At 69.6% G+C, this 25444-nt stretch carries 23 protein-coding genes and 1 tRNA gene; 5 read left to right on the top strand and 19 right to left on the bottom strand.

What is annotated here, in order from left to right; genetic code table 11:
- Positions 1–105: 105 nt before the first annotated feature.
- The 4 genes from IEY14_RS18670 to IEY14_RS18685 form a co-directional block, all read right to left on the bottom strand.
- Entirely contained in the window at positions 106–438 is a 333-nt protein-coding gene (locus IEY14_RS18670) for an AtpZ/AtpI family protein (RefSeq protein ID WP_244639574.1), read from the bottom strand.
- A gap of 74 nt (positions 439–512) precedes the next feature.
- Positions 513–1733, bottom strand: a complete 1221-nt coding sequence (locus tag IEY14_RS18675) for a cell wall hydrolase (RefSeq protein WP_188911199.1) — start codon at positions 1731–1733, stop codon at positions 513–515.
- A 115-nt stretch (positions 1734–1848) separates the two neighbouring features.
- Positions 1849–3276 carry a ribosome biogenesis GTPase Der gene (der, locus tag IEY14_RS18680; protein ID WP_188911201.1) on the bottom strand — a complete coding sequence of 476 codons (1428 nt, stop codon included), beginning with the start codon at positions 3274–3276 and terminating at the stop codon, positions 1849–1851.
- 7 nt (positions 3277–3283) lie between these two features.
- A complete protein-coding gene (locus tag IEY14_RS18685; protein WP_188911221.1) occupies positions 3284–4360 on the bottom strand; it encodes a tetratricopeptide repeat protein in 1077 nt (358 codons plus the stop codon).
- Between the two features lie 169 nt (positions 4361–4529).
- Here IEY14_RS18685 and IEY14_RS18690 point away from each other — a divergent pair, with 169 nt between their 5' ends.
- A complete protein-coding gene (locus IEY14_RS18690) occupies positions 4530–4997 on the top strand; it encodes a YbaK/EbsC family protein (protein WP_188911223.1) in 468 nt (155 codons plus the stop codon).
- A gap of 225 nt (positions 4998–5222) precedes the next feature.
- Here IEY14_RS18690 and guaA read toward each other — a convergent pair whose 3' ends face one another.
- From guaA to IEY14_RS18720, 6 genes are all read right to left on the bottom strand, one after another.
- Positions 5223–6779: a glutamine-hydrolyzing GMP synthase gene (gene guaA / locus IEY14_RS18695; protein WP_188911225.1), complete on the bottom strand. Its 1557-nt coding sequence runs from the start codon at positions 6777–6779 to the stop codon at positions 5223–5225.
- A gap of 60 nt (positions 6780–6839) precedes the next feature.
- A complete protein-coding gene (locus tag IEY14_RS18700) occupies positions 6840–7451 on the bottom strand; it encodes a 5'-methylthioadenosine/S-adenosylhomocysteine nucleosidase (protein WP_280515058.1) in 612 nt (203 codons plus the stop codon).
- Positions 7452–7486: 35 nt separating this feature from the next.
- A complete protein-coding gene (locus IEY14_RS18705) occupies positions 7487–7789 on the bottom strand; it encodes a hypothetical protein (RefSeq protein WP_188911229.1) in 303 nt (100 codons plus the stop codon).
- A gap of 89 nt (positions 7790–7878) precedes the next feature.
- Positions 7879–8334, bottom strand: a complete 456-nt coding sequence (locus tag IEY14_RS18710) for a TspO/MBR family protein (RefSeq protein ID WP_188911444.1) — start codon at positions 8332–8334, stop codon at positions 7879–7881.
- 2 nt (positions 8335–8336) lie between these two features.
- Complete coding sequence (locus tag IEY14_RS18715) at positions 8337–9635, bottom strand: RsmB/NOP family class I SAM-dependent RNA methyltransferase (RefSeq protein ID WP_188911230.1); 1299 nt, start codon at positions 9633–9635, stop codon at positions 8337–8339.
- A gap of 429 nt (positions 9636–10064) precedes the next feature.
- The gene (locus tag IEY14_RS18720) at positions 10065–11570 is read right to left on the bottom strand and encodes a catalase (protein WP_188911232.1); all 1506 of its coding nucleotides are present in this window, start codon (positions 11568–11570) and stop codon (positions 10065–10067) included.
- 122 nt (positions 11571–11692) lie between these two features.
- Between IEY14_RS18720 and IEY14_RS18725 the strand changes: the two genes are divergently transcribed.
- Entirely contained in the window at positions 11693–12595 is a 903-nt protein-coding gene (locus IEY14_RS18725; protein WP_188911234.1) for a hydrogen peroxide-inducible genes activator, read from the top strand.
- A 24-nt stretch (positions 12596–12619) separates the two neighbouring features.
- Here IEY14_RS18725 and guaB read toward each other — a convergent pair whose 3' ends face one another.
- Positions 12620–14116 (bottom strand): IMP dehydrogenase, encoded by a 1497-nt coding sequence (gene guaB, locus IEY14_RS18730; RefSeq protein ID WP_188911236.1) that lies wholly within the window; start codon positions 14114–14116, stop codon positions 12620–12622.
- A 107-nt stretch (positions 14117–14223) separates the two neighbouring features.
- Positions 14224–15243: an MBL fold metallo-hydrolase gene (locus IEY14_RS18735; RefSeq protein WP_188911238.1), complete on the bottom strand. Its 1020-nt coding sequence runs from the start codon at positions 15241–15243 to the stop codon at positions 14224–14226.
- A 216-nt stretch (positions 15244–15459) separates the two neighbouring features.
- Here IEY14_RS18735 and IEY14_RS18740 point away from each other — a divergent pair, with 216 nt between their 5' ends.
- Positions 15460–16848: an MFS transporter gene (locus IEY14_RS18740; protein ID WP_188911240.1), complete on the top strand. Its 1389-nt coding sequence runs from the start codon at positions 15460–15462 to the stop codon at positions 16846–16848.
- A gap of 4 nt (positions 16849–16852) precedes the next feature.
- Here the strand turns inward: IEY14_RS18740 and IEY14_RS18745 are convergent, their stop codons facing one another.
- Together IEY14_RS18745 and IEY14_RS18750 are read right to left on the bottom strand one after the other, a co-directional pair.
- Entirely contained in the window at positions 16853–17602 is a 750-nt protein-coding gene (locus IEY14_RS18745; protein ID WP_188911242.1) for an RlmE family RNA methyltransferase, read from the bottom strand.
- Positions 17599–18894 carry a Ppx/GppA phosphatase family protein gene (locus IEY14_RS18750; protein ID WP_244639575.1) on the bottom strand — a complete coding sequence of 432 codons (1296 nt, stop codon included), beginning with the start codon at positions 18892–18894 and terminating at the stop codon, positions 17599–17601. The genes IEY14_RS18745 and IEY14_RS18750 overlap by 4 nt, the downstream gene beginning before the upstream one ends.
- Before the next feature lie 418 nt (positions 18895–19312).
- Here IEY14_RS18750 and IEY14_RS18755 point away from each other — a divergent pair.
- Positions 19313–19386: transfer RNA gene (locus tag IEY14_RS18755), tRNA-Gln, on the top strand.
- Between the two features lie 582 nt (positions 19387–19968).
- Positions 19969–20697: an EAL domain-containing protein gene (locus tag IEY14_RS18760; protein WP_188911246.1), complete on the top strand. Its 729-nt coding sequence runs from the start codon at positions 19969–19971 to the stop codon at positions 20695–20697.
- A gap of 68 nt (positions 20698–20765) precedes the next feature.
- Here the strand turns inward: IEY14_RS18760 and IEY14_RS18765 are convergent, their stop codons facing one another.
- The 5 genes from IEY14_RS18765 to IEY14_RS18785 form a co-directional block, all read right to left on the bottom strand.
- Positions 20766–21257 (bottom strand): hypothetical protein, encoded by a 492-nt coding sequence (locus tag IEY14_RS18765; protein ID WP_188911247.1) that lies wholly within the window; start codon positions 21255–21257, stop codon positions 20766–20768.
- A gap of 29 nt (positions 21258–21286) precedes the next feature.
- Complete coding sequence (locus IEY14_RS18770; protein WP_188911249.1) at positions 21287–22453, bottom strand: ABC transporter ATP-binding protein; 1167 nt, start codon at positions 22451–22453, stop codon at positions 21287–21289.
- Between the two features lie 59 nt (positions 22454–22512).
- The gene (locus tag IEY14_RS18775; RefSeq protein ID WP_188911250.1) at positions 22513–23538 is read right to left on the bottom strand and encodes a Gfo/Idh/MocA family protein; all 1026 of its coding nucleotides are present in this window, start codon (positions 23536–23538) and stop codon (positions 22513–22515) included.
- A 73-nt stretch (positions 23539–23611) separates the two neighbouring features.
- On the bottom strand, positions 23612–24445 hold the full coding sequence (locus IEY14_RS18780) for a carbohydrate ABC transporter permease (RefSeq protein WP_188911252.1): 834 nt from the start codon (positions 24443–24445) through the stop codon (positions 23612–23614).
- Entirely contained in the window at positions 24445–25377 is a 933-nt protein-coding gene (locus IEY14_RS18785; protein WP_188911254.1) for a carbohydrate ABC transporter permease, read from the bottom strand. The genes IEY14_RS18780 and IEY14_RS18785 overlap by 1 nt, the downstream gene beginning before the upstream one ends.
- Positions 25378–25444 lie beyond the last annotated feature (67 nt).

The raw sequence follows: 25444 nt of genomic DNA on the forward strand, positions 1-25444 counted from the left end.
GTTCGAAGGGCCCTTCCCTGCCTCGTTTCGCCATAAATTCGGCGTCTTGCCCATAGCGTCACCGGCGGCGGCGCGCAACACCCGGCGGCCACTTTCCGCAGCCGATCAGCGGCTTTGGCCGTCCGGCGGCTCGGAGGACCTAGCGGTCCCGCGCACGACGTTGAGGACGCCGGCGGCGAAACCGATCAACAGAAAGACGATGAGGCCGAAGGGGCGGGTGCCGAACAGGCTGTCGATGCCGTAGCCGATGGCGGTGCCGACCAGCACGCCGGCGACGAATTCGCTGGCGATCTTGAAGCCTTCGGCGACGCCGCGCATGCCCTGCGTGCGGTTCGCCTCCGGCTGGTTGCCCGGCAGGCGCGCCCGGCTCTCGGCGATCCGCGCCGCCAGGGCGTCGCCGCGCCGTCGCAGATCCTCGTCGCCGTCCTCGCCCGCCATCGCCGTTCTCCCGCTTCCGGCCATGGCGATGGCCCTTTCGGGGCACGAAGGCAAGACGCGCCGCGCCGCCCTCCTCAGTTCCAGCCACCGCCATAGGTGCGATAGAAGATGTGGCGGCCGATCTTGTCGACCTCCTTCATGGCGCTCGCCCAGCGCGGCCGGACATAGGTCGCGTGGTAATGTGTCGCAGAACCGACGTCCGCCAGCCAGGTCTCGCCGCGCGTCACCTCGCCGGCGATGCGCAGCGCGGTGGAAAAGGCGCGCTTGTTGGTGACGCGCTTGCGGATGCCGTCGCAGGCGAAGGAGAACTGGCAGCGATTGCGCCAGTCCTGGTTCTGATAGACGACGCCGCAGATCGTCTTCGGATAGGTCGGGTTGCGCACCCGGTTGAGGATGACCTGGCCGACGGCCGCCTGGCCGGTTTCCGATTCGCCCCGCGCCTCGAAATAGATGCCGTTGGCGAGGCAGAGCTGCTCCTTCGCCGAGAAGACTTCGGGCGGCAGCGGCGCGGCCGCCCAGGCATGGTCGTCGCGTCCGATCGGCGGCACGAAGCCGGTGCCGGCGCCGCCGCGCAGGATGCGGCCGAAGACGGCGGCGACGCCGCTGCGGCCGGCCTCCGGCGCCGCATAGCCGAGCGCCGTCGTTTCCGGCACCGCCGGCGCGAGCTTCGGGCTGCGCGTCGTGAGCGAAGCCACCATCACGGCGGGCGCCGGTTCCGGCAGCGGCACGGCGGCGCGCGTCGGGGCGAAATTCATCGCGACGGCGAGTTCTCCCGTCGCATCCTCGGCCCCCTCGCGGCGCAGGAAGGCGGTCTCGATGGGCGCATCCCCGGCGGCCGGCGGGGCGAGAAGCGACTGGCGTTCGAGGATCGAGCCGGCGGAAAAGGCCTTCGGCGGCGCGAAGGGGGTGACGGCGAGCACGCGGCCGCGCTTCTCGCGGCGATTGACCCGCATCTCGTCCGGCGTGTCGAAATCCGGCGCCGCGGCCTGCGTGCGATAGCGGCTGCCCGCGCCATCGGCGATGCCGACGCCGGCCGGCAGGCGCGCCGCGCCGCCGCCCGCGAGACCAAGGCTCGCCGCCTCGATGGCGCCGGCGGGCGACGGCACGAAGAAGGCCTGCCAGCGGGCCTTCGCCCCCTGCCCTTCGAGAAGGCTGGTCATATCGCCATGGGCGAGCGGGATGGAGAGGAACGGCAGGGCCGCCAGGGCGGCAAGCGCGAGGCCGGCCGGGCGGCGCAGTCTCGCAGGGAGATGCACCCGTCCCGCCGCCCGTCGCGCCTTCGTCCTTGTCGTCATCGGGAAACCCGTCCTGCCAGCCTCGACAAGCCGACAGGATCGCCCGACAACCTTTTTTCTTGGTTAACGGAAGGTTGAATTTGTTAGTTAATCAGGGGTTTAGGCCGATGGCGGCTCACGGCTTCGGCTTGGCCCGCCCGGCGAAGGGATTGTGCGTCTTGCGGAAATTCAGGCGGATCGGCACGCCGGCAATGCCGAAGGTCTCGCGCAGCCCGTTCACCAGATAGCGCTGATAGGAGGCGCCGAGCGCCTCGGGCCGCGAGACGGAGAGGACGAAGGTCGGCGGCCGCGTCTTCACCTGCGTCATGTATTTGATGTTGACGCGCCGCCCCGCGACCGCCGGCGGCGGATGATGCGCCGTCACGCGGTCGAGCCATTGATTGAGCTTGGAGGTCGAGACGCGGCGGTTCCAGATCTCGTGGGTCGTCGCGATCGACTGCATCAGGCGGTCGAGCCCCTCGCCGGTCTCGCCGGAAACCGGCACGGCGCGGATGCCGCGCGCCTGCGGCAGAAGACGCTCCGTCATCTCGTGGAGCGAGGCGAGCAGCGCCTGGCGATCCTCGACGAGGTCCCACTTGTTGAAGGCGATCACCGGGGCGCGGCCCTCGCGCACCACGAGATCGGCGATCGACAGGTCCTGGCGCTCGAAGGGAATCGTGGCATCAAGGACGATCACCACGACCTCGGCGAACTTCACCGCCCGGAGCGCATCGGCGACGGAAAGCTTCTCCAGCTTCTCCTGCACCTTGGCCCGGCGGCGCAGGCCCGCCGTATCGAACATCTTGATGCGCCGGCCGCGCCATTCCCATTCCACCGAGATGGAATCGCGCGTGACGCCGGCCTCCGGCCCGGTCAGCAGCCGGTCCTCACCGAGAAAGCGGTTGACGAGCGTCGACTTGCCGGCATTCGGCCGGCCGACCACGGCGATGCGCAGAGGCTTCGTCGCGTCATAGGCCTCGATGATCTCCTCGCCGTTCTCGTCGAGGGCGGGCGCCGTCGGCACGGCCACTTCGGCTTCCTCGACCTCGTCCTGATCAAGGCCGAAGGCCGCTTCGCCGAGCGCCGAGACCAGCGCATCGCGCAGGTCCCCCATGCCCTCGCCATGTTCGGCCGAGATCGCCACCGGCTCGCCGAGGCCGAGCGCGAAGGCATCGTAGAAGCCGGCATCCGAGCCGCGCGCCTCCGCCTTGTTGGCGACGAGCACGACGCGGCCGCCCTTACGGCGCAGGAGATCGCCGAAGAAATCGTCCTCCGGCGTGACGCCGGCCTTCGCGTCGATCACGAAGAGCGAGAGATCCGCCTCCTCGACCGCGCGCTCGGTCTGCTGGCGCATGCGCGCCTCGAGGCTGTCATTCGCCGCGTTTTCGAGACCCGCCGTATCGATGACGGAGAATTCGAGATCGAGCAGCCGCGCCTCGCCCTGGCGCCGGTCGCGCGTGACGCCGGGCTGGTCGTCGACGAGCGCGAGGCGCTTGCCGACGAGGCGGTTGAAGAGCGTCGACTTGCCGACATTCGGCCGGCCGATGATGGCGATGGCGACCATGGCGGCGTCAGTTCGCTGGCGCCGCCGGCGCGGAAGCGGCCGGCGGTTGATCGTTGGCGGGCGCGTCACCGGCGGGCGTGGCCGGGGATGGCGCCGCAGCCTCCGGCTGGGCGGGCGCCGCCGGCTCGGGCGTAGTAGCGGCCGGCGCTTCGGCGGGGGCTGCCGCGGCGGGGACTTCGGCGGCGGGAGCCGCAGGGGTTTCCGTGGCGGGCGCCACCGGCGCGGCGGCGGACGGCTCCGCTGCCGGCGCCTCGCTCGTCGCGCCGGCCGGCGGTTCGAGCGGCAGCGCGTCTGCGCCCATCGGCGCCTCGGTCGCGGGCGCGGCCTCGTCCGGCGCGCCGAGATCGAGCGGCAGCGGCGTCGTGGCGAGATCCGGCAGAGCGGGCGCCGGCGGCGCGGCCGCAGCGGCGGCGGCCGCCGATTCCGGCGTCGTCCCGGCATCCACCAGTTCCATCAGGATGCGGGCGCGCAGCGCGATGCCGGACGGGGCCGAAGGTTCGTCGCGATTGGGGGTGAGGAAGCGGCGGGCCTCGTCGAGCTTGCCGGCCTTCCAGGCCGCGAGCCCCAACGCCTCGCGCGCGGCGAAGCGCAGCGGCTCGCCGTCGCCGGACAGGCGCTCGACATGGGCGCGCACGTCTTCGAGGCTGCCGGTATCGACCAGCACGTAGCCGGCGCGGATGGCGGCCATGTCGCGCAGCGGCTTGGGCGCCTCGGCATCCTTGGCGACGGCGTCGAACCCGTCCAGCGCCGCCTTGGCATCGCCCTGGCGCTGGTGGATCGCGGCGAGGCGAAGATCGGCGAGACCCGGATAGGCGCCGACGCCCTCGCCCGCGATGGCCTGCAATTGCTGCACCGCCTCGTCGAACTTGTCGGCATCGGCGAGATCGACGGCCGCGATGAAACGGTCGCCGGCGGCATTGGCGCGGCTCAGGCTGTATTCGCGATAGGCGACATAGCCGCCGGTCGCCACGACGGCCACCACGGCGCCCGCCAGCAGCCAGCGGCCGAAGCGGCGCCAGAGATCGTGGACGCGCTGCTGGCGGATCTCTTCGTTGACCTCGCGAAAGAATGTCTCGTCGCTCATCCACACTCGTCCGGCGGGGGCGGGGCTCGCGCAAGTCTCGCGCGGCCGCCCGGCTTTCGGCCGGTTCTACCGATTTTCGCCCGAAACGAAAGCGCCTTCGGCCGAAAGGCTTGGCGCAGCCCCGCGCTTTCGGCCAGAACGAGGCATCTTCTCCATCGAGGACCGCGTCATGAGTCTCGAATCCGTTCGCGCCTTTCTCGCCGCCAGGGCCCCGGACATCGCCATCATCGAGCTCGACAGTTCGACCGCGACGGTGGAGCTCGCGGCCAAGGGCCATGGCGTAGCGCCCGGCCAGATCGCCAAGACGCTGTCGCTGAAGGTCGGCGAACACTGTTTCGTGCTCGTGGCGCGCGGCGATACCCGGCTCGACAACGGCAAGGCGAAGCAGGTGTTCGGCGGCAAGGTCTCGATGCTCGGCGGCGCGGAGGTGGAGGCGATCACCGGCCATCCGGTCGGCGGCGTCTGTCCCTTCGGCCTCGCGACGCCGCTGAAGGTCTATTGCGACATCCGCCTGAAGGATTTCGCCGAGGTCGTGCCGGCGGCCGGCTCGACCCATAGCGCGCTGCGCATCGCCCCCGACCGGCTCGCCGCCCTGACCGGCGGCGAATGGGTGGACGTCTGCCGCGACCCCGGCTGAACTGTCGACGCCAATCCCGGCCGCTCGCGCCCGCGTTTACGGGCCGCTCCATTCCTCGAAGCGGCAGGAGGGCAGTCGTCGACGGGCGGTTCCTGCGGCACGCGTCGGCGATGTCGCGCCCTTCTGCAAGAAGCCTATGACTCTACAGGCGCCGCGCTCATGATCCCGACCGGGGAGCCGACCGACACGATGCCGGCGCGGTGAGCCCCGCCCGGCGCCTCCGTCTTATTCCCACTCGATCGTGCCGGGCGGCTTGGAGGTGACGTCGTAGACGACGCGGTTGATGCCCTTCACCTCGTTGATGATGCGCGTCGCCGCGTTGCCGAGGAACTCCATGTCGAAGGGATAGAAATCCGCCGTCATGCCGTCGACCGAGGTCACGGCGCGCAGGGCGCAGACGAATTCGTAGGTGCGCCCGTCCCCCATCACGCCGACCGTCTGCACGGGCAGAAGCACGGCGAAGGCCTGCCAGATCGTGTCGTAGAGGCCGGCCTTGCGGATCTCGTCGAGATAGATCGCGTCGGCCTGGCGCAGGATGTCGAGCTTCTCCCGCGTGATGCCGCCGGGGCAGCGGATGGCGAGGCCCGGCCCCGGGAAGGGATGGCGGCCGACGAAGCTCTCCGGCAGGCCGAGCTCGCGGCCGAGCGCCCGCACCTCGTCCTTGAAGAGCTCGCGCAGGGGCTCCACGAGCTTCATGTTCATGCGCTCGGGCAGGCCGCCGACATTGTGATGCGACTTGATGGTGACGGAGGGGCCGCCGGTGAAGGAGACGCTCTCGATGACGTCGGGATAGAGCGTGCCCTGTGCCAGGAACTCGGCGCCGCCGAGCTTCTTGGCCTCCGCCTCGAAGGTCTCGATGAACAGCCGGCCGATCGTCTTGCGCTTCTTCTCCGGGTCGCTCTCGCCTTCCAGCGCGCCGATGAAGAGATCGGCCGCCTCCACATGGACGAGCGGGATGTTGTAATGGCCGCGGAACAGGCCGACCACCTCCTCCGCCTCGCCGAGCCGCATCAGGCCGTGATCGACGAAGATGCAGGTGAGCTGGTCGCCGATCGCCTCGTGCAGCAGCACCGCCGCGACGGCCGAATCGACACCGCCCGACAGGCCGCAGATGACGCGGTTCCTGCCGACCTTCTGCCGGATCTCGGCGACGGCCTGATCGCGGAAGGCGGCCATGGTCCAGTCGCCGGGCAGGCCCGCGATGCGATGGACGAAATTAGAGATGAGCTTGGCGCCGTCCGGCGTGTGCACGACTTCCGGGTGGAACTGCACGCCGTAGAAGCGGCGCTGCTCGTCGGCGATGGCGGCGAAGGGCGCGCCGGGCGAGACGGCGATGATCTCGAAGCCCGGCGGCAGCGCCGTGACGCGGTCGCCATGGCTCATCCAGACCTGATGGCGCGTGCCCTCCGCCCAGACGCCGTCGAAAAGCGGCGAGGAATGCTTCACCTCCACGAAGGCGCGGCCGAATTCGCGGTGCAGCCCGCCCTCGATCCGCCCGCCGAGCTGGGCGCACATCGTCTGCTGGCCGTAGCAGATGCCGAGCACCGGCACATCCGCCTCGAAGATCGCCGCCGGCGCCCGGGGCGAGGCCTCTTCCGTGGTGGAGGCGGGCGAGCCGGACAGGATCACCGCCTTCGGCTTCAGGCGTCGAAAACCCTCTTCCGCCGACTGGAAGGGAACGATCTCGGAATAGACCCCCGCCTCGCGCACGCGCCGGGCGATGAGCTGCGTAACCTGGGAGCCGAAATCGACGATGAGGACGGTGTCTGGGTGCGCGGTCATTGCGGGGCTTTAAAGAAGGGGGCGGCGCTTCGCAAGAGCCGCGACTAGGCCTCTTCTATCTTAAATCAATCCCGCTTCCATCGCGATTTCGAGCCGGTCGAGCGCTTCGGCGAGGCGCGCGTCGAGATGGCCGAGCAGCGCCGTCCAGTCGTCATAGTGGTGGAGCTCGGCGGCCCCGTCCGAAATGCCGCGCAGGCCGACGAGCGGCAGGCCGAAACGCTGGCAGGCGCGCAGCACCGCGAAGGTCTCCATGTCGACCATCTCGGCGTCGATCGCACCGTAGCGCGCGCCCGACACGACGTCGCCGCCGGTGGACAGGCGCTTGGCCGGGATGCTCGGGATCGGTGTCGGCAGGGGCGTCTCGACCGGATGGTCGAGAAAGGGCGTGACGCCCTTCGGGAAGCCGAGGACGGAGGCGTCGATATCGCGCCAGGAGACGGAGGCGACCTGATAGACCGCGCCCTGTTCGAGAACGCGCGAGCCGGCCGAGCCGAGGGAGACGACGAGATCCGGCAATTCGCTCGCGCCGGCCAGCGCCTGGAGCGCGATGCCCGTGCCGAGCGCCGCCTCCACCGGGCCGACGCCGGTGAGAAGCGGGCGGATGCGGCGGCGCAGTTCCGGCCCGTATTCCGCGTCCGCCGCCATGACGAAGAGGACGGAGCGCCCCGCCAGCCGATCGGGCGCGAGATCGCGAGGTTCGGCGGCGCTCAGCTCGACACCAGCGAGCAGCGCCAGTGATCCTCGCCGCGCGTCGCGGAGGCGGCATTGCCGACGCGCCAGACATCCTGCCCGGCATCGAGGCAAAGCCCCCGCGCGGCCAGCACCGCCGCGAAGGCGTCGCTGCGGCCGCAGGCCATCCAGGTGTCCGGGCTCTTCTCGTCGCCGTCCTGGCAGACCGAGCGCTGCGACGCCCAGAGATCGATCAGGCGCTCGTCGTCGAAGCTCTCACCTCGCGACGGCAGAGCCGAGGCGGCGATCAAGGCCGCCGCAAGTCCGAATGCAGTCCGCATCGAGCGCCATCCCCTCAAATGTCGCGCGACCAAAGGTTAAGATTGAGTTCGAGGCCTTGTCAATCGGCGCCCGCCGCCCTAGCGGCCGCTCAGTTCAGCCGCCAGAGCGCGAAATTGAGCAGCGTCGCATAGGCGACCCAGGCGGCATAGGGCAGGAAGCACCAGGCCGCGACGCGGTTGCGCCGGATCGTGGCGAAAAGGAAGGCGAGGATCGCGCCGAGGAGCAGCGCGATGATCAAGAGCCCGGCGCCGATCCGATGGGCGCCGAAGAAGGTCGGCGACCAGGCGAAGTTGAGCGCCAGCTGCACGAGCCAGAGCGCCAGGGCCACGGCCGGCCCTTTGAGGAAGACGCGCCAGCCGGCGATCCCGATCAGGACATAGAGAATCGTCCAGGCAACGGGAAACAGCCAGTTCGGCGGCGTGAAGCCGGGCTTCGCCAAGGCCTCGTACCAGGCGCCCGGCGGGTTGGCGATGCCGATCGACAAGCCGCCGCCGAGCGTGACGACGAGAAAGCAGGCCAGCCAGAGAAGATGGCGGAGAGGCATGGTCACCGGCGCACCAACCGGGCGAAGAAGAAGCCGTCGGTGCCGGAGCGGCGCGGCGTCAGCAGCAGCGCCGTGCCGCCTTCCAACGGCCGGAGATGGACGTCTTCCGGCGCCTCCGGCAGGTGCTCCCGCCAGTTCGCGCCGCCGTCCTCCAGGGCGAAATCCGGATGGCGGCGAAGAAAGGCCTCGACGCGCGCCGTATTCTCGCGGGCGAGCACGGAACAGGTGATGAAGGCGAGGCGCCCGCCACCCGGCCGCACGAAGCGGCTCGCGGTGTCGAGAACGGCGTCCTGCTCGGCGATGCGCTTCTCGACGGCCTGGGAAGAGAGGCGCCATTTCGCGTCCGGCCGCCGCCGCCAGGTGCCGGCGCCGGTGCAGGGCGCGTCGACCACGACGCGATCGGCCTTCGCTTCGAGGGGGGCGAGATCCTCCATGCGGCCATGCACCGCGACATCGCGCGCCTCCGCCCGCCGCAGCCGGTCGTAGATCGGGGCCAGCCGCCGGCGATCGGCGTCGAAGGCATGGAGATGCCCCTCCCCGCCCGTCGCGGCAGCGAGCGCCAGCGTCTTGCCGCCGGCGCCGGCGCAGAGGTCGAGCAGCGTTTCGCCCGGACGCGCTCCGACAAGCAGCGCCGCGAGCTGCGAGCCCTCGTCCTGAACCTCGACGAGGCCGGTCTGGAAGGCGGCTTCCGCCTGGATATTCGGGTGGCGGCCCGCGCCCTCGATCGGCGGCAGGCGCAGGCCGAGCGGCGACAGGCGGGTCGGGGCCGGCGCGAATTCGGCTAGCGCCGCGCTCGCCTTGGCGCGGTCGGCGAGAAGCGTGTTGACGCGCAGATCGAGCGGCGGCCGGTCGCCGAGCGCGGCGGCTTCCGCGATCCAGTCCGCCCCGAGCGAGGCTTCGAGCTCGCCGACCAGCCAGTCCGGCACGTCGGCCTGGACGGCGGGCGGCGCCTTGCCGAGATCGGCCTGCGCGAAACGGGTCCATTCCGCCTCGCCCGGCAGCTTCGGCGCGAAGCGGTCGTCTTCCAGCGCGGCGGCGATGCCGTCCGGCGCGAGGCGCCAGGATTCGACCAGCGCCGCGAAGACGAGCGCGCGGTTCGAATCATTGCCCATCCGCCAGCCGAAGGAGCGCTTGCGGCGCAGGACATCATAGACGAGATTGCCGATGGCCGAGCGGTCGCCGGACCCGGCGAAGCGATGCGACAGGCCCCAGTCCTTCAAGGCGTCGGCGACCGGCCGATGCCGCTTCGCGATATCCTCCAGAACCTCGATCGCCGCGGCGAGCCGCCCTCCTAGACGCATGGGAGACCTCCTCGGCGGGCGTTGCGGCAGGGGATAAGCGAAGGTTCGGACAAGGATTTCAGGCTTCGTGGCAAGAAAAGGCTCCGCGCCGCACCGGCGGGAGAACGAGGGGCGCGGGACAGCGTCAGGCCGAGCCCGGCGCCGGAGCGGGCGGACATCGAAACGCCGGAGCTTCCGCCAGGCGCGCGCTCAGGCCTTCGGCATCCGGCAAGGTCCGGTCATCGGTCATCGCAACGTCCCGCATCCGCCGGGAAGCTAGGCGAGGCCGGCATTCGCCGCAAGGCTCGGCCTCCCGAGCCCCGACGACAGGCGGAGTCTCAGGAAGGCGGCAGGATCGCCGGCGGCGATGCGACCGCTTTCGGTATCCCGGAGACGCGAAAGGGCCGGGATCGCTCCCGGCCCTGTCTCGTCGTCGACGGTGCGGCAGGCCTATTCGGCCGCCGCCGCGTGGCTGGTGGTCAGACTCGCCTGCGCGTCGTCGCGACCCTGCGCTTCCAGGGCCCGGCGCACGCCCGCGCCATAGGCCGGATCGACCTTGTCGAAATGCGCCAGCTGCCGGTCCACGATGAATTGCGGCACGCCCTGCATCGCGCCCGCCAGCGTCTTGAACAGGCGCTCCTTATGCGCGTCGTCGAAGAGGTTGAAGAGCGCGCGCGGCTGCGAGTAGTGGTCCGCCTCGGCCCGGAACTCGTAGCGTCCGACCTCGCCGGAATAGCGGTGCGGCGGCTCCTCGACGCTCGGGTCCTCCACCGGCCCGCCGAAGGAGTTCGGCTCGTAATAGGCGTCCGGGTTGGTGCGAAGGCCGAAGGGCATCGAGCCGTCGCGGTTGTAGTGGTTCACCGGCGAGCGCGGCTTGTTGACCGGCAGCGACTCGTAATGGACGCCGATCCGGTAGCGATGCGCGTCCGGATAGGAGAAGAGCCGGCCCTGGAGCATCTTGTCCGGCGAGAAGCCGATGCCCGGCACCACGTTGGACGGGTTGAAGGCCGACTGCTCGATCTCGGTGAAATAGTTGTCCGGGTTGCGGTTCAGCTCGAACTCGCCGACCTTGATCAGCGGATACAGGCCATGCGGCCAGACCTTGGTGAGGTCGAAGGCGCTCCAGCCGGTCTTCTTCTCGAACTCCTCGGCTTCCAGCTCCGGCATGATCTGGACGAAGAAATCCCATTTCGGGAAGTTGCCCGCCTCGATCATGCCGTAGAGCGCTTCCTGATAGCTCTCGCGCGACTTGGCGATGACCTTTTCGGCCTCCTCGTTGGTGAAGGTCTTGTGGCCCTGCTTCGTCTTGAAGTGGAACTTCACCCAGAAGCGCTCGCCCTGGTCGTTCCAGAAGGAGAAGGTGTGCGAGCCGTAGCCGTTCATGCGGCTGGGGTCGACCGGGATGCCGCGATCCGACATCAGGATCGTCACCTGATGCAGCGATTCCGGGCAGAGCGACCAGAAGTCCCACATGGCGGTCGCCGAGCGCAGGTTGGTGCGCGGATGGCGCTTCTGCGTGTGGATGAAGTCCGGGAACTTGTAGGGATCGGCGACGAAGAAGACCGGCGTGTTGTTGCCGACGACGTCCCAGTTGCCTTCCTCGGTATAGAACTTCAGCGAGAAGCCGCGCACGTCGCGCTCGGCATCCGCCGCGCCCTGCTCGCCGGCGACGGTGGAGAAGCGGGCGAGCATCTCGGTCTTCTTGCCGACCTGCGAGAACACCTTGGCGCGGGAATAGCGCGTGATGTCCTCGGTGACGGTCAGCGTGCCAAAGGCGCCCCAGCCCTTGGCATGGACGACGCGCTCGGGCACGCGCTCGCGGTTCTGGTGGGCCAGCTTCTCGATGAGCTGATAGTCCTCGAGCAGCACCGGCCCGCGCGGGCCGACGGTCTTGGCATTCTGGTTGCTGGAGAGCGGCGCGCCGGCCGTCGTCGTCAGCCTCGGTCTGTCGGTCATGGAGGTCTCTCCCTTCCTGAACTCTTGCATCCGGTTCGCCAGATTTAGAGCGTTTCCAACAGATTCGACCGATAAGCTCCAATCGTATTTTCAAACCGTCGCGATCGGATTATCCAATCGCGATGATCACTGTCCGCCAACTCCGGTATTTTCAAGCACTTGCCGAGGTCCTGCATTTCGGCAAGGCGGCGCGGCTCCTGAATGTGAGCCAGCCGGCGCTTTCGGCGCAGATCGCCGCCTTCGAGGAGGCGGTCGGCGCGAAGCTCTTCGAGCGCCGCCCGACGGGCGTGGCGCCGACGCCGGAGGCCGGCGCGATCCTGGAGAAGGTGAACGGCATCCTCGCCGAGATCCGCGACCTGGAGGCGCTCGGGGCCAAGCCGGACGAGGCGTTGGGCGGGCGGCTGCGGCTCGGGCTCATCGCCACGGTCGCGCCCTATCTCCTGCCCGCGCTTCTGTCGCGCGTCGCGCTCGATCATCCGAGGCTGGATCTCGCGCTGCGCGAAAGCCTCACGGACGCTCTTCTCGCCGATGTCGTCGCCGGCGAGCTCGACTGCGCCGTCGTCGCCCTGCCCGTCGCCGAGCCCAGCCTGGAGACGATCGGGCTTGGCGAGGATGCCTTCTGGCTGGCGGTTCCGGCGCGGGAGGCGCCGCGCTTCCGGGGTTCGGTGGAGGTCGGCGATCTCGGCGCCGAGCGGCTGATCCTTCTGGAGGAAGGCCATTGCCTGCGCGAACAGGCGTTGAAGGTCTGTCAGCTCGTGCCGACGAGCCGCTTCGCCGATCTCAGCGCCACGAGCCTCGCCACCATCCTGCGCATGGTCGCCGGCGGGCTCGGCGCGACGCTGGTGCCGGAAATCGCCGTCGAGACGGAACGCCAGGGCGGCGGCATCGAGATCCTGCCGTTCCGGGCGCCCGCGCCGAGCCGGACGCTCGCCCTCGCCTTCCGTCGCTCCACGCCCCGGCGCCGCGGCTTCGAGGCGCTGGCCGAGATCATCCTCGCCTGTCTCGGCCGGCCGCGCCCCTATTGAGGCGCGCCGCCGGCCGGCACCGGATCAGATGCCGACGCCCGGATAGTTCGGGCTTTCGCGCGTGATCGTCACGTCATGGGCATGGCTCTCGCGCAGGCCCGCATTGGAGATCCGCACGAAGGTCGCCTTGTCGCGGAAGGACTGGAGATCGGCCGCGCCGACATAGCCCATGGCCGCCCGCAAGCCGCCGGCCAGCTGGTGGAGCACGGCCGCCACCTGGCCCTTGTAGGGCACCTGGCCCTCGATGCCTTCCGGCACGAGCTTCAGCGTGTCGCGCACCTCGGCCTGGAAATAGCGGTCGGCCGAGCCGCGCGCCATCGCGCCGACCGAGCCCATGCCGCGATAGGATTTGAAGGAGCGGCCCTGGTGCAGATAGACCTCGCCCGGGCTTTCCTCCGTGCCGGCGAGCAGCGAGCCGACCATGGCGGCGGAGGCGCCGGCCGCGAGCGCCTTGGCGAGATCGCCCGAATATTTGATGCCGCCATCGGCGATGATCGGCACGTCCTGCGCCGCCGCCGCCTCGCAGGCGCCCATGATGGCGGAGAGCTGCGGCACGCCGACGCCCGCGACGATGCGCGTCGTGCAGATCGAGCCCGGCCCGATGCCGACCTTGATGCCGTCGGCGCCGGCATCGATCAGCGCCCTCGTTCCGTCCGGCGTCGCGACATTGCCGGCGATCACCTGGACATGGTTCGACAGGCGCTTGACGCGCGTCACGGCGTCGAGCACGCGCTGCGAATGGCCATGGGCGGTGTCGACGACGATGAGGTCGACGCCGGCATCGATCAGCCGCTCGGCCCGCTCGAAGCCGTCCTCGCCGACGCTGGTCGCCGCCGCCGCGAGAAGCCGGCCCTGCGCGTCCTTCGCGGCATTGGGGTTCAGCTGCGACTTCTCGATGTCCTTCACGGTGATGAGGCCGATGCAGCGGTCCTCCGCGTCGACCACCAGCAGCTTCTCGATCCGGTGCTGGTGGAGAAGGCGCTTGGCCTCGTCCTGGCCGACCGTCTCGCGCACGGTGACGAGATTGTCCCTCGTCATCAGCTCGTGGATCGGCTGGCGGTCGTCCGTCGCGAAGCGCACGTCGCGATTGGTGAGGATGCCGAGAAGACGGCCCGGCCCGGCGCCGTTCGGAGCGACGACCGGAATGCCGGAAATGCGGTGGCGGTCCATCAGGTGGCGCGCGTCGCCGAGCGTCGCGTCCGGGCCGATGGTGACGGGATTGACCACCATGCCGGATTCGAACTTCTTCACCTGCCGCACTTCCTCGGCCTGTTCGACCGGCGAGAGATTGCGGTGGATGACGCCGATGCCGCCGGCCTGGGCCATGGCGATGGCGAGGCGGGCTTCCGTCACCGTGTCCATCGCGGCGGAAAGGATCGGCAGGTTGAGATGCAGCGTGCGGCTGATGCGGGTGCGCACATCCACCTGCCCCGGCATCACTTCGGAATGGCCTGGCTGGAGCAGCACGTCGTCGAAGGTCAGCGCGGTCGCGCCGGTCGCGGTCTCGATGATGCGGGCCATTGCCATTCCCCTAAAGAGAAACCGCCGGCCTGTTGGGAGAACGGCCGGCGGCGAAGAATTGGCACCGGCAGCTAGCATGCCGGACGGGACTTGAAAAGGCGCCGCGCTCAGCCCGCGACGTCGAGCTGATAGGTCAGCGGCACGAAGCGATAGCCCTCGCCCGCCTTTTCGACGAAGCCGATGCCCGGAAAGGGCATGTGATAGCCGATGAAGGGCCGGCGCGAGGCGGCGAGCCCGTCGAAGACCCGGCGGCGCGTCGCCGTCGCCCGCTCCGGGTCCTGGTCGAAGCGCACCCGCCAGTCCGGCCGCTGCAACGAGGCGACATAGTGATTCGCCGTGTCGGCGGTGAGCCAGAGCGCGTCGTCGCCGGACCCGATCTCGAAGACGAGATGGCCGGGCGAATGGCCGAAGGCCTCGTGCGCCACGATGCCGGGCACGACCTCGGTTCCTTCCGCGAGGATCAGGGCGTCGGCGGCCAGCGGCGCGACGTTCTTCGCGACGAGCGCGGCATTGTCGCGGCGCTCGCCGTTCTTCGCCTCTTCCGAGGTCCAGAAATCGTATTCGACCCGCCCCATGGCGAGGCGCGCCTTCGAAAAGGCCGGGCCGCCTTCCTCCATCAGGCCGCCGATATGGTCGCCATGCATATGGGTCAGCACCACGAGATCGATGTCGTCCGGCCGGTGGCCGGCCTCCTCCAGGCGCTGGCGCAGGAGACCCATGCCATTCGCCCGCCCCATCGGCCCCATGCCGGTGTCGAACAGGACGCGGCGGCCGCCGGTCTCGACGAGGACGGGCAGGAAGCCGTTGGCGAAGCGCTTTTCCGGCAGGAAATTCTCGCGCAGCAAGGCGGCGACCGTCGCCTCCTCCTGGTCGGCGCCGAAGGTCGGATAGGGTCCGTCGGCGATGCGCTGGCCGTCCTCGACGACCGTGATCGTCGCGTCGCCGATCCTGTAGCGCCGCCAGCGCGGCTCCGCCCGCTCGTCCTGCATGCCCGTCTCCGTTCCATTCGTCTGGGCGCCGGCGGCAAGGGCCGGGCCGGCCAGGGGCGCAAGCGCCAGCCCTCCCGCCAGTTGCAGCGCCCGGCGGCGATCGATGCCGCCCGCCGTCTCGCCCTTGCCGTGCCGCATGGTTCCGCCCCCGTCGCCTTCGTCCGGCGCGCAACTGGGCTCGAAGCCACGACCGGCAAGGCGAACACGGCGAGTTGAGCGGGCGGCGGGCGCGGCGGCGAAAATCATCGTTGCGCCGCGATCGGGGAGGAGTAGTTACGGCCTCGTCCCGTCCCAACGCCCTGTCCGTTCCCTCCCGAGCGCTCACGACGTCGATCTTCAGCGTGAGGACCTCTTTTGAAACGCATCGTTCCGATCGTGCTCGCTGTCGCCCTGTTCATGGAGAACATGGATTCCACGGTGATCGCGACCTCGCTTGCCACCATCGCCCGCGACATCGGCACCAGCCCGATCGCGCTGAAACTGGCGCTGACGAGCTATTTCGTGGCGCTCGCCATCTTCATCCCGATCTCGGGCCGCATGGCCGACCGCTTCGGCGCCAAGGAGGTGTTCCGCCTCGCCATCGCCGTGTTCATGGTCGGCTCGCTCGCCTGCGCCTTCGCCGATTCGCTGGAAGGCTTCGTCTTCGCGCGCTTCCTGCAAGGCATGGGCGGGGCGATGATGACGCCGGTCGGGCGCCTGCTCCTGGTGCGCGCCGTGCCGAAGGGCGATCTCGTCTCGGCCATGGCCTGGTTCACCATTCCCGCGCTGATCGGGCCGCTCGTCGGGCCGCCGATCGGCGGAGCCATCGCCACCTATGCCGACTGGCGCTGGATCTTCCTAATCAACCTGCCGATCGGGGTCGCCGGCATCCTGCTCGCCACGCGCTTCCTGCCGAAGGTCGAGAAGGTGCCGGCCATCACCTTCGACTGGCCGGGCTTCGTCCTGTCGGGCCTCGCCTGCGCCGGCATGGTCTTCGGCTTCTCCGTCGTCTCGCTGCCGGCGCTGCCGCCGGTCTTCGGCCTCGCCATGGTGCTGACCGGCGCCGGCTTCGCCCTCCTCTACATCCGCCATGCTCGGCGCGCCGAGCGCCCGGTGCTGGAGCTGCGCCTGTTCGAGATCGCGACCCTGCGGGCGGCGGTGATCGGCGGCGCCATCTTCCGCATCGGCGCGGGCGCCGTGCCCTTCCTGTTTCCGCTGATGCTGCAGCTCGGCTACCATTTCTCGCCGCTGCAATCGGGCCTCGTCAGCGCCGCCTCGATCGGCGGCGCGATGATGATGAAGTTCCTGGCCCGGCCGATCCTGAAGGCCTTCGGCTTCCGCACGACGCTGCTCGGCACCGGCGTGATCGGCGGCGTCTTCGTCGCGATGATCGGCTTCTACAGCGACGCCGTGCCGCTGCCGCTCCTCGTCGCGCTGCTGCTCGTCGGCGGCTTCTTCCGCTCGCTCTTCTTCACCTCGATCAACACCCTGGCCTTCGCCGACGTGCCGAAGCGGGACGCCGGCGACGCCACCGCCATGCTCGCCGCCTTCCAGCAGGTGGCGATCGCGACGGGCGTCGCGACGGCCGGCGGCATTCTGGAAGCCGGCGTGGTGCTGCAAGGCGTGGCGCTGCCGACGATCGAGATCTTCTCCGTCGCCTTCTTCATCGTCGGGGCGATCTCCGCCCTCGCCTCGCTGCCCTTCCTCGCGCTGTCGCAGGAGGCGGGAGCCGAGGTCGCCGGCCGCCGCGTCCCGGCAGAGTGAGACCTCAGCCCTCGTCCGCCTCGCCGTCCTCCGGCGCGCCCTCCGCCGGTCCTTCGGGCCGGGCGCGCCGGCCCTTGAAGTTCTTGGCGAGGAGATAGAGCTCGACCGAATCCTCGCGGCTCGCCGGCGGCTTCACATGGTGGACGGTCGCGAAATGCCGCTTCAGATGGGCGAGAAGCTCGTTCTCCGTGCCGCCCTGGAAGGTCTTCGCCAGGAAATGGCCGCCGGGCCGGAGGACGTTCACGGCGAAATCGGCCGCGACCTCGCAGAGATGCATGGTGCGCAGGTGATCGGTGCGGCGGTGGCCGGTGGTGGGCGCGGCCATGTCCGAGAGCACGAGATCGGGATCGGCGCCCAGCGAGGCGATCAGCCGGTCCGGCGCCGATTCGTCGAGAAAGTCGAGCTGGAGGATCTCGGCACCCGGTATCGGGTCCATCTCCAGATAGTCGATGCCGACCACATGGACGCCGCCCTCCGGCAGCGCGCCGCCGCAGCGCTCCACCGCGACCTGCGTCCAGCCGCCCGGCGCCGCGCCGAGATCGACGACGCGCAGGCCGCGCTTCAGGAGCTTGTAGCGCTCGTCGATCTCCAGGAGCTTGTAGGCCGCGCGCGAACGATAGCCGTCGGCCTTCGACCGGCGCACGTAGGGATCGTTGAGCTGGCGTTCGAGCCAGGCCCGCGACGAGGCCTTGAGCTTGCCCTTCTTCTTGACGCGGACGGTGAGCCCGCGATCGTCGCCCCGGCCGCCGCTCATGCGTAGACCGCCTGGGCCGGCCGGGCGGGCCCGCGCCGCCAGACGCCGTCCGCCGCCATCATTTCCGTCAACAGTCCCTCGCGCAATCCGCGATCGGCGACGCGCAGGGCCGAGGCCGGCCAGACGCGGCGGATCGCTTCCAGAATGGCGCAGCCGGCGATCACCAGATCGGCGCGGTCGCTGCCGATGCAGGGATTGGCCACCCGCTCCTCGAAGCTCCAGCCGGCGATGCGCCCGATCAGTTGCTCCACATCCGCATCCTTCAGCCACAATCCGTCGACCTGCCGGCGGTCGTAGCGCTGCAGGTCGAGATGGACGCCGGCCAGCGTCGTCACCGTGCCGGAGGTGCCGAGGAGATGGAAGGCCGGCGTGCCGGTGAGCCGGTCCAGCCGGTCGCGCCCGCCGAAGGTGCCGATCCGGTAGAGCACGTCCTCCACCATCGCCTCGAACTGCTCCGGCGGCACGTTGCGCCCGCCATAGCGCTCCGCGAGCGACACGACGCCGACCGGCAGCGAGGTCCAGGCGACGATGGCGTTCGACAGGCGGCGCGGGTTGGTGTGCCGGAGATCGAGCAGCGCGATCTCGGTCGAGCCGCCGCCGATATCGAAGAGGACGACGCCCTTCGCGCCGCGATCGACCAGCGAGCCGCAGCCCGACACCGCGAGCCGCGCTTCCGTCTCGCGGCTGACGATCTCCAGGCGCAGGCCCGTTTCCCGCTCGACGCGCTCGATGAACTCCTCGCCATTGGCCGCCGCGCGGCAGGCCTCCGTCGCGATGAGGCGCGCCCCGACGACCTCGCGGGCGGCGAGCTTCTGGGCGCAGATGGCGAGCGCCGCGACGGCGCGGTCCATCGCGCCGGTGGCGAGCCGGCCGGTGCGGCCGAGCCCCTCGCCGAGCCGCACGATGCGCGAGAAGGCGTCGACCACCCGGAACTGGCCGGGCCGCGTCGGCGTCGCGACGAGGAGGCGGCAATTGTTGGTGCCTAGATCGAGCGCCGCATAGACGGGCGGCGCGCGCGGCCGCTCGTCCTCGCGGACGAGGCGCGCCTCGCCGGCATGGGCGGGGCGCGCCGCCGCGGCCCCGCGCGCGTTCGCCGCCGGGCCATGCGATGCCGGCCCGCCCGCGCCCTTCGACGCGGCGGCATATTTCGGCGCATGGCGCTTGCGATGCCCGTGCTTGCGCCGTCCGGCCTCGCCCGTCCGCCCGGCCGGAGCGGGCGCGGGCGCCGGCGGGATCGCGGGAGCGGAGGCGGCACCGGACGAGCGGCGACGCCGCCGCTGACGCTTCGTCATCGCCGTCCCGGCCTCGGGCGCGGGAGCGGCGGACCTGGCGTTCGGACGTGTCTCGCCGGGCGCCGGGCGCCCGGCCTCGTCCATCCGATTCTCGGCGGGGCCTTGCCTTTCGCGGGTTACGTCCGGAGCGGAGCGGCGTCTCGGATCTTCGTCATCGATGCTCAATTGACCTCTTCCGCTGCCGTTCGCGACAAGGCGACGGCGGCGCGTTCACGGATTTTGATTTGCCGCGAGCTTACCAAGACGCGAGGCGAGCACAAGGGGACGGGCGCCCCGCCCCGCGCCGCGAGGCCGGAGCGAAGCCCTGCGCGGGTGCGCCGACGCCCGTTTCACATTTCGATCATGAAGGGGGTTTTCATCCGGAAACAAGGCGGCTATATGAGCCCGCACCGGACGGCTCCAGCCGCTCCGCCCCTGCTGGGGGATAGTTTAAGGGTAGAACAGCGGACTCTGACTCCGTTAGTCTTGGTTCGAATCCAGGTCCCCCAGCCATCTGATTTCTCGAAACACCCTCCGCTGTACCTCCGCTTCGATTCGTTCGACTGGAGGCAGGGCTGCTTCTTACCGTTTCGGTTTCGGGTCTTGCGTCGGCCGCGCCGGTGTCGGTCCGCTTCGGCAGGCTTCGCAAGCCGGTGGCGGGCGCCCTCCTCTTCGATGCGGGGATGGTGGAACGGCCCGATCGGCTCGCCGCTCGATCTGCGGCGGCTTCAGATCGCCATCGGCGCTTGGCGCGAGAATCGGATCGGATCGGATCAGATCGGAATGCACGCTCGCGTCTCCTGCCGATCATGCGCCCCGGGCCCGTTCATCCATGCGAAGCCGCGAATTCTCGATCGTTTGTTCAGCGGGCGTCAAGCATGTCGAAGGGCGTCGTATGGGATTCGGGCGCGCTCTACCTTAGGATGCTTTCTGGCTAACATTTTCATGGGATCGGCACGACCCCTGAAGCGGCGGGGACGGCGCCGTGGGAGAAATGGGCTATGGGAACGAATGCCGGACGCGAAATCCTCGCCTTGAAACTTTGCCACGCGGTTCAGGCCGATGATTTCAGCCTGAGCTATCAACCGGTGATCGATGCGCGCGATCATAATCTCGTCGGTTTCGAGGCGCTGGCGCGATCAAACCGGAAGATCGGTTTCGCCGGAGATCTTCATTCCGATCGCCGAGCGGACGGGGCTCATGGCGGAACTCGGGCGCCGCATCCTGTTTCGCGCCTGTCTGGAGATGGCACGCTGGCCGGGCGATCCGATCGTCGCCGTCAATGTCTCGGCGGTCCAGCTGCGAAATGCGCGGCTCGTCGAGGAGGTGAAGGACGCCCTCCGCATCTCAGGCCTCACGGCCACGCGCCTGGAGATCGAGCTGACCGAAACTGCGGACCTCGCCAGCGAGGATCATGCGCCGGCGATCGTCGAGGCGATCCGGGCCCTCGGCGTCGGCGTCGCGCTGGACGATTTCGGCACGCGCTACTCTTCGCTGTCGCTGGTCCAGCGGCTGGCCTTGACGCGGCTCAAGATCGACAAGAGCTTCGTCCGCACCATCAACAGCACGCGGCGCTCGCTGGGAATCGCGCAGGCCGTAATGAATCTGGCTTCGACCTACGACCTCGCCGTCACCGCGGAGGGCGTCGAGACGCGGGAGCAGATGCGGGCCCTTGCCGGGATCGGCTGCCGGCACATGCAAGGCTATCTCTTCGGCCGGCCCTATCCCATCGAGGTCTGGTGGGAGAAGATGGCGCGGACGCAGCTGCCGCGAGGCCGGAATCTGGCATCGGGCGCGGTCACGCCGCTCATCCACGTCTCCTGACGGGGCGGCTCGAATGCGTGCCCCGACGGCCCTGCGGCGGCGCTCCGCCGGCAGCCTGCCGGGCGCCCTCAGCCGTCCCGCGATGTGACGTAGGGCAGGAAGCCGACGAAGCCGGTGATCTTCCAGCCCTCCATGCCCTTCTCGCAGAAGAAGACGGACTGCCAGTTGAGGACCTGCCGCCCGCCATCGGCAAGCGCGATCGTGTCGTCGAAGGTCTTGCGGGCGGTCGCGGCCGCGCCGGCGAGGCGGATGTCCCGCATGTTGGTCGCGCGGAAGAGCGCCTCGCGCAAGGGCTCGGCATAGCGCGTCGCGGCGGCGCGCCCGGCATCCGCCAGCCAGGCGTCGCGATAGGCCGCGACCGTCGGAAAGCGCGGCGTCCAGTCCTGCGGATCGAGCGAGCCGGCGGCGTCGAGGCCGAGAAAGCCGTCGGCGCGGAAGCAGCTGGCGAAGATCGACCAGTCGCGCGCGACGAAGCCGTCGATATCCTGGCGGACCAGCATCTCCCAGATCGCGTGCCGGTCGGCATCCTCGAGGGGAAAGGGATTGGCGTCGAAGGGCATGGCGGACATCCGGAATGGTCGGGCCGGCATCAGTCGCGGATGGCGAGGCCGCTCGCCGGATCGAACCAATGGAGCCTCGCGAGATCGATGCGCAGCGGCAGGCGTTCGTTCGCGCGCGGTGTCCGGGCCGGCGGAATGCGGGCGACGAGGCGGCTGCGCCCCTTGGCGGTGAGATTCGCCTCCTCGCCGATATCGGCGATGCCGACCGGCGGGCTGTCGATGTCGAAGAAGACGAAGGTATCGGCGCCGAGCGCCTCGGCGACCGGGATCGGCTCGTGGAACACCGCCTCTTCCGGCGCCGTCACCTCGAAGGCTTCCGGCCGGATGCCGACGACGACCGCGCGGCCGGCATAGGCGGCGAGCGCCGGTGTGGCGGGAACGCGGAAGCGCTGGCCGGTGCCGGCGACCGAGGCTTCCAGCGCCTCGCCGTCGCGCCGGAGCTCGGCGCGCAGGAAGTTCATCGCCGGCGAGCCGATGAAGCCCGCGACGAACATGGTCGCCGGCCGGTCGTAGAGCACCTGCGGCGTGTCGATCTGCTGGAGATTGCTCTCGCCGGCATGGCCGATCGGCTGGAGCACGGCGACGCGGTCGCCCATGGTCATCGCCTCCACCTGGTCATGGGTGACGTAGAGCGTCGTCACGCCGAGCCGCTGGTTGAGGAGCTTCAATTCGCTGCGCATCTGGACGCGCAGCTTGGCGTCGAGATTGGACAGGGGCTCGTCCATCAGGAAGCAGGCCGGATGGCGCACGATGGCCCGGCCCATCGCGACGCGCTGGCGCTGGCCGCCGGACAGGGCGCCGGGCTTGCGGTCGAGATAGCGGGAAAGATCCAGCATCTCGGCCGCCTCGCGCACCAGGCGGTCGATCTCGGCCTTCGGCATCTTCCGCTGGCGCAGGCCGAAGGCCATGTTCTCGTAGACGCTCATATGCGGATAGAGCGCGTAGTTCTGGAACACCATGGCGATGTCCCGGTCCTCCGGACCGCGCGCCGTGACATCCGCCTCGTCCATCAGGAGGCGGCCGCCGCTCAGTTCCTCCAGCCCCGCCGCGATGCGCAGCAGCGTGGACTTGCCGCAGCCCGACGGGCCGACGAGCACGACGAACTCGCCGTCATCGATCTTGAAGCTGACATTGGCGATGGCGACGACGTTCTCGCCAAAGGTCTTGCCGACGCCGTCGAAGGTCAGGGATGCCATGGAAGGGTCTCGATCCGAAAAAGGCGGGCCGCCGCCGGGCCGCGGCCCGCTGCGAAGGGTCAGGAAAGATCGACGGCGCGACCGGAGGCGGCCGAGGTCTCGATCGCGGCGAGGATGCGGGTGTTCGCCAGCCCGTCCTCGGCATCGGCGAGCAGCGGATCGCCGCGCACCACCGAATCGACGAAGCGCGCGATGGATTCGAAGACGAAGCCGCCGATGCGCGTCGAGCCGGTCGGCACCACGCCGATATAGTCGGCATAGCGCAGCCCCCCCTCCCCGACGCGGCGCAGGCCGCCATTGTGGGTCGGGTCGGCCTGGACCTGGCCCTTGTCGCCGACGAGCTCCAGCTTGAAGTCGACCAGCGAGGGATTGTCGCGCGAGAGGATCCAGGAATTCTCCATGGTGACGATCGTGCCCTTGGAGAATTCGAGGATCGACTGATGGACGTCGGCGGTGTCGACGCCGCCGGCGGCGAGCAGCCCCTTTCGCGTCACGGCATAGACGCGCACCACCTCGTCGGCGAGGACGAAGCGCAGGATGTCCACGAGATGGCTGCCGAGGAACCAGAGGGCGGAGGATTTCGCCGCCCAGCTCAGCATGTCGAAGGGCACGAACTGCGTGTTGGACAGGCGCGCCATGCCGTGGCGCGGCAGGCCGATCTGGCCCTCCTCGACCATGGCCTTCAGGCCGGCCATCACCGGGTTCACGCGGTTGTGGAAGTCGACCATCAGCTTGCCCTTGGAGGCGCGGGCGGCGGCGGCGATCTCCTCGGCCTCGGCCACCGTCGTGGCGAGCGGCTTCTCGCTGAGGACGTGCTTGTCCGCCTTCAGCGCCGCCAGGATGATCGGCGAATGGGTGAAGTCGGGCGTCGCGACGGAGATCGCGTCGATGTCGTCGCGAGCGATCAGCGCCCGGTAATCCGTCAGCGCCACGGCGGCGCCGGTCGCCTCGCGCATCTTCGCGGCGCGGGTCTCGTCGACGTCGCAGACGGCGACGAGCTCGGTCTCGGGCAGCGTGTTGAACGCATGGGCGTGATTGGCGCCCCACAGGCCGGCGCCGACGACGCCCATCCTCAGCTTGCTCATGTCAGGTCTCACTCCAGTCAGAAGTCTTGCGCGGGGCCGGCCGCCGGTCGAAGGGCCGCCCGCCCGCGCGGGATCAGCCCTTCACCGAGCCGAAGGTCAGGCCGCGCACCACGTAGCGGTCGAAGACGAGGAAGATGATCATCGGCGGGATCATCGCGATCACGGCGGCGGCCGCGATATAGTTCCAGGTGACGCCGCTCGTCGCGAAATAGCCGAGCGTGCCGATCGGCAGCGTCGCGGTGGAGCGCGACGAGAGCACCAGCGGAAAGGCGGCGTTGTTCCAGGCGAAGACGAAGGCGAACATCGAGGTGACGATGAGGCCGGGCCGCACGATCGGCAGGGTGATCTTCCACATCACCGTGTACCAGCGCGCCCCGTCGACGCGGGCCGCCTCCTCCAGCTCCGCCGGCACCTCGTCGATGAAGCTCTTCATCAGCCAGACCGAGAAGGGAATGGTCAGCGTCTGGAGGACGAGGATCATCGAGAGATAGGAGCCGGCGAGGCCGATCCGCGTCATCAGGATGAAATAGGGGATGAGGAAGGCGATCGGCGGCGCCATCAGGAGCCCCAGATACCAGAGCATGATGTTCTTCTTGCCGCGCAGGCGGAAGCGCGACAGCGCATAGGCGGCCGGCACCGAGAAGGGCAGGTTGAGGAGCACCGCGCCGATCGCGACGACGAGGCTGTTGACGAGCTGCGGCGCGTTGGTGCCCGGATCGACCAGGATGTGCCGGAAGGCGTCGAGCGTCGGCTGGAAGGTGAATTGCGGCGGCACCGCGAAGGCGGTCTCCGGCGGCCGGATCGCCAGCGCCACGAACCAGAGGATCGGCCCGACGAAGATCGCGAGGAAGAGAAGGCCCGCCAGATAGACGAGGAGCGTCGAAAGGGTGGACGGCCGCCGGCCCATCACCATTCCTCCTTGCGAAAGGCGAAGAAGACGTAGAGGGCGACGATCGCGTTGACGATCAGCACCACGATCCAGGTCATCGCGCTGACGAGGCCGATATTGAAGTTCACGAGGCCCTGTTCGTAGAGCGAGTAGCCGAGCGTGCGGGACGAGGTGCCCGGCCCGCCGCGCGTCAGCACCAGCACCGTGTCGAAGGTGTTGAAGAGCTGCATGAAGCGCAGCATGACGATGATGACCGCCGTGCGCCGGATCAGCGGCAGCTTGATGCGCGTGAGGATCGTCCAGGCCGAGGCGCGGTCGAGCCGGGCGGCCTCCACGATCTCGTCCGGCACGGCGAGGAGGCTCGCATAGAGGACGATGGCGAAGAAGGGCGTCCATTGCCAGACATCGGCGAAGAGCACGGCGCCGAGCGCGGTGACGGGCGAGCCGAGCAGCCCTTCCGCCGGCACCGGCAGGGCGAGCGAGCGCAGGATGTAGGTCAGAAGGCCGGCGCTCGGGTCGTAGAGATAGCGGAACAGGAAGCCCACCACGATCGGCGCGATGGTCGTCGGCAGGATCAGGAGGGCCCGCACGACATTCATGCCGGGCAGCGCCCGCAGAAGCACGAGCGCGATGCCGAGGCCCGCCGCGAATTCGATCGCCGTGCCGAGAAAGGACAGCACCAGCGTGTTGAGGAGCGCGGCGCGGAAGTCGAAGGCGGTGAGCGCCTGACGGTAATTGTCGATCCCGACGAAGGCGAGCGGCTCGGCGCCGATCTGCAGGTTCCAGAAATAGAAGCTGGAGCGCAGCGCGAAGAGCAGCGGATAGGCGATCAGCCCGAGAAGCATGATCACCGAGGGCGCGATGAGGAGATAGGGCAGGATCTGCCTGAAGCGGCTCCTGCGGCGCGCCCGCGCCGGCGCGAAGCCCGTCTCAGCGATAGTCGTGGTCATGAACGGCCTTTCGGCGGGATCGGCGGTCGGGCATCCGGCGCCGCGCGGTCGCGGCGCCGGGACGCGG

This window comes from Aureimonas endophytica, assembly GCF_014642635.1.
In the GTDB taxonomy this organism is placed as follows: Bacteria; Pseudomonadota; Alphaproteobacteria; order Rhizobiales; family Rhizobiaceae; genus Plantimonas; species Plantimonas endophytica.

What these genes read in the sequence shown, in the direction of transcription:
- IEY14_RS18670 (WP_244639574.1), bottom strand. Translation starts at nt 438, where the DNA reads ATGGCGGGCGAGGACGGCGACGAGGATCTGCGACGGCGCGGCGACGCC.
- IEY14_RS18675 (WP_188911199.1), bottom strand. Translation starts at nt 1,733, where the DNA reads ATGACGACAAGGACGAAGGCGCGACGGGCGGCGGGACGGGTGCATCTC.
- der (WP_188911201.1), bottom strand. Translation starts at nt 3,276, where the DNA reads ATGGTCGCCATCGCCATCATCGGCCGGCCGAATGTCGGCAAGTCGACG.
- IEY14_RS18685 (WP_188911221.1), bottom strand. Translation starts at nt 4,360, where the DNA reads ATGAGCGACGAGACATTCTTTCGCGAGGTCAACGAAGAGATCCGCCAG.
- IEY14_RS18690 (WP_188911223.1), top strand. Translation starts at nt 4,530, where the DNA reads ATGAGTCTCGAATCCGTTCGCGCCTTTCTCGCCGCCAGGGCCCCGGAC.
- guaA (WP_188911225.1), bottom strand. Translation starts at nt 6,779, where the DNA reads ATGACCGCGCACCCAGACACCGTCCTCATCGTCGATTTCGGCTCCCAG.
- IEY14_RS18705 (WP_188911229.1), bottom strand. Translation starts at nt 7,789, where the DNA reads ATGCGGACTGCATTCGGACTTGCGGCGGCCTTGATCGCCGCCTCGGCT.
- IEY14_RS18710 (WP_188911444.1), bottom strand. Translation starts at nt 8,334, where the DNA reads ATGCCTCTCCGCCATCTTCTCTGGCTGGCCTGCTTTCTCGTCGTCACG.
- IEY14_RS18715 (WP_188911230.1), bottom strand. Translation starts at nt 9,635, where the DNA reads ATGCGTCTAGGAGGGCGGCTCGCCGCGGCGATCGAGGTTCTGGAGGAT.
- IEY14_RS18720 (WP_188911232.1), bottom strand. Translation starts at nt 11,570, where the DNA reads ATGACCGACAGACCGAGGCTGACGACGACGGCCGGCGCGCCGCTCTCC.
- IEY14_RS18725 (WP_188911234.1), top strand. Translation starts at nt 11,693, where the DNA reads ATGATCACTGTCCGCCAACTCCGGTATTTTCAAGCACTTGCCGAGGTC.
- guaB (WP_188911236.1), bottom strand. Translation starts at nt 14,116, where the DNA reads ATGGCCCGCATCATCGAGACCGCGACCGGCGCGACCGCGCTGACCTTC.
- IEY14_RS18735 (WP_188911238.1), bottom strand. Translation starts at nt 15,243, where the DNA reads ATGCGGCACGGCAAGGGCGAGACGGCGGGCGGCATCGATCGCCGCCGG.
- IEY14_RS18745 (WP_188911242.1), bottom strand. Translation starts at nt 17,602, where the DNA reads ATGAGCGGCGGCCGGGGCGACGATCGCGGGCTCACCGTCCGCGTCAAG.
- IEY14_RS18750 (WP_244639575.1), bottom strand. Translation starts at nt 18,894, where the DNA reads ATGACGAAGCGTCAGCGGCGGCGTCGCCGCTCGTCCGGTGCCGCCTCC.
- IEY14_RS18760 (WP_188911246.1), top strand. Translation starts at nt 19,969, where the DNA reads ATGCGCGCGATCATAATCTCGTCGGTTTCGAGGCGCTGGCGCGATCAA.
- IEY14_RS18765 (WP_188911247.1), bottom strand. Translation starts at nt 21,257, where the DNA reads ATGCCCTTCGACGCCAATCCCTTTCCCCTCGAGGATGCCGACCGGCAC.
- IEY14_RS18770 (WP_188911249.1), bottom strand. Translation starts at nt 22,453, where the DNA reads ATGGCATCCCTGACCTTCGACGGCGTCGGCAAGACCTTTGGCGAGAAC.
- IEY14_RS18775 (WP_188911250.1), bottom strand. Translation starts at nt 23,538, where the DNA reads ATGAGCAAGCTGAGGATGGGCGTCGTCGGCGCCGGCCTGTGGGGCGCC.
- IEY14_RS18780 (WP_188911252.1), bottom strand. Translation starts at nt 24,445, where the DNA reads ATGGGCCGGCGGCCGTCCACCCTTTCGACGCTCCTCGTCTATCTGGCG.
- IEY14_RS18785 (WP_188911254.1), bottom strand. Translation starts at nt 25,377, where the DNA reads ATGACCACGACTATCGCTGAGACGGGCTTCGCGCCGGCGCGGGCGCGC.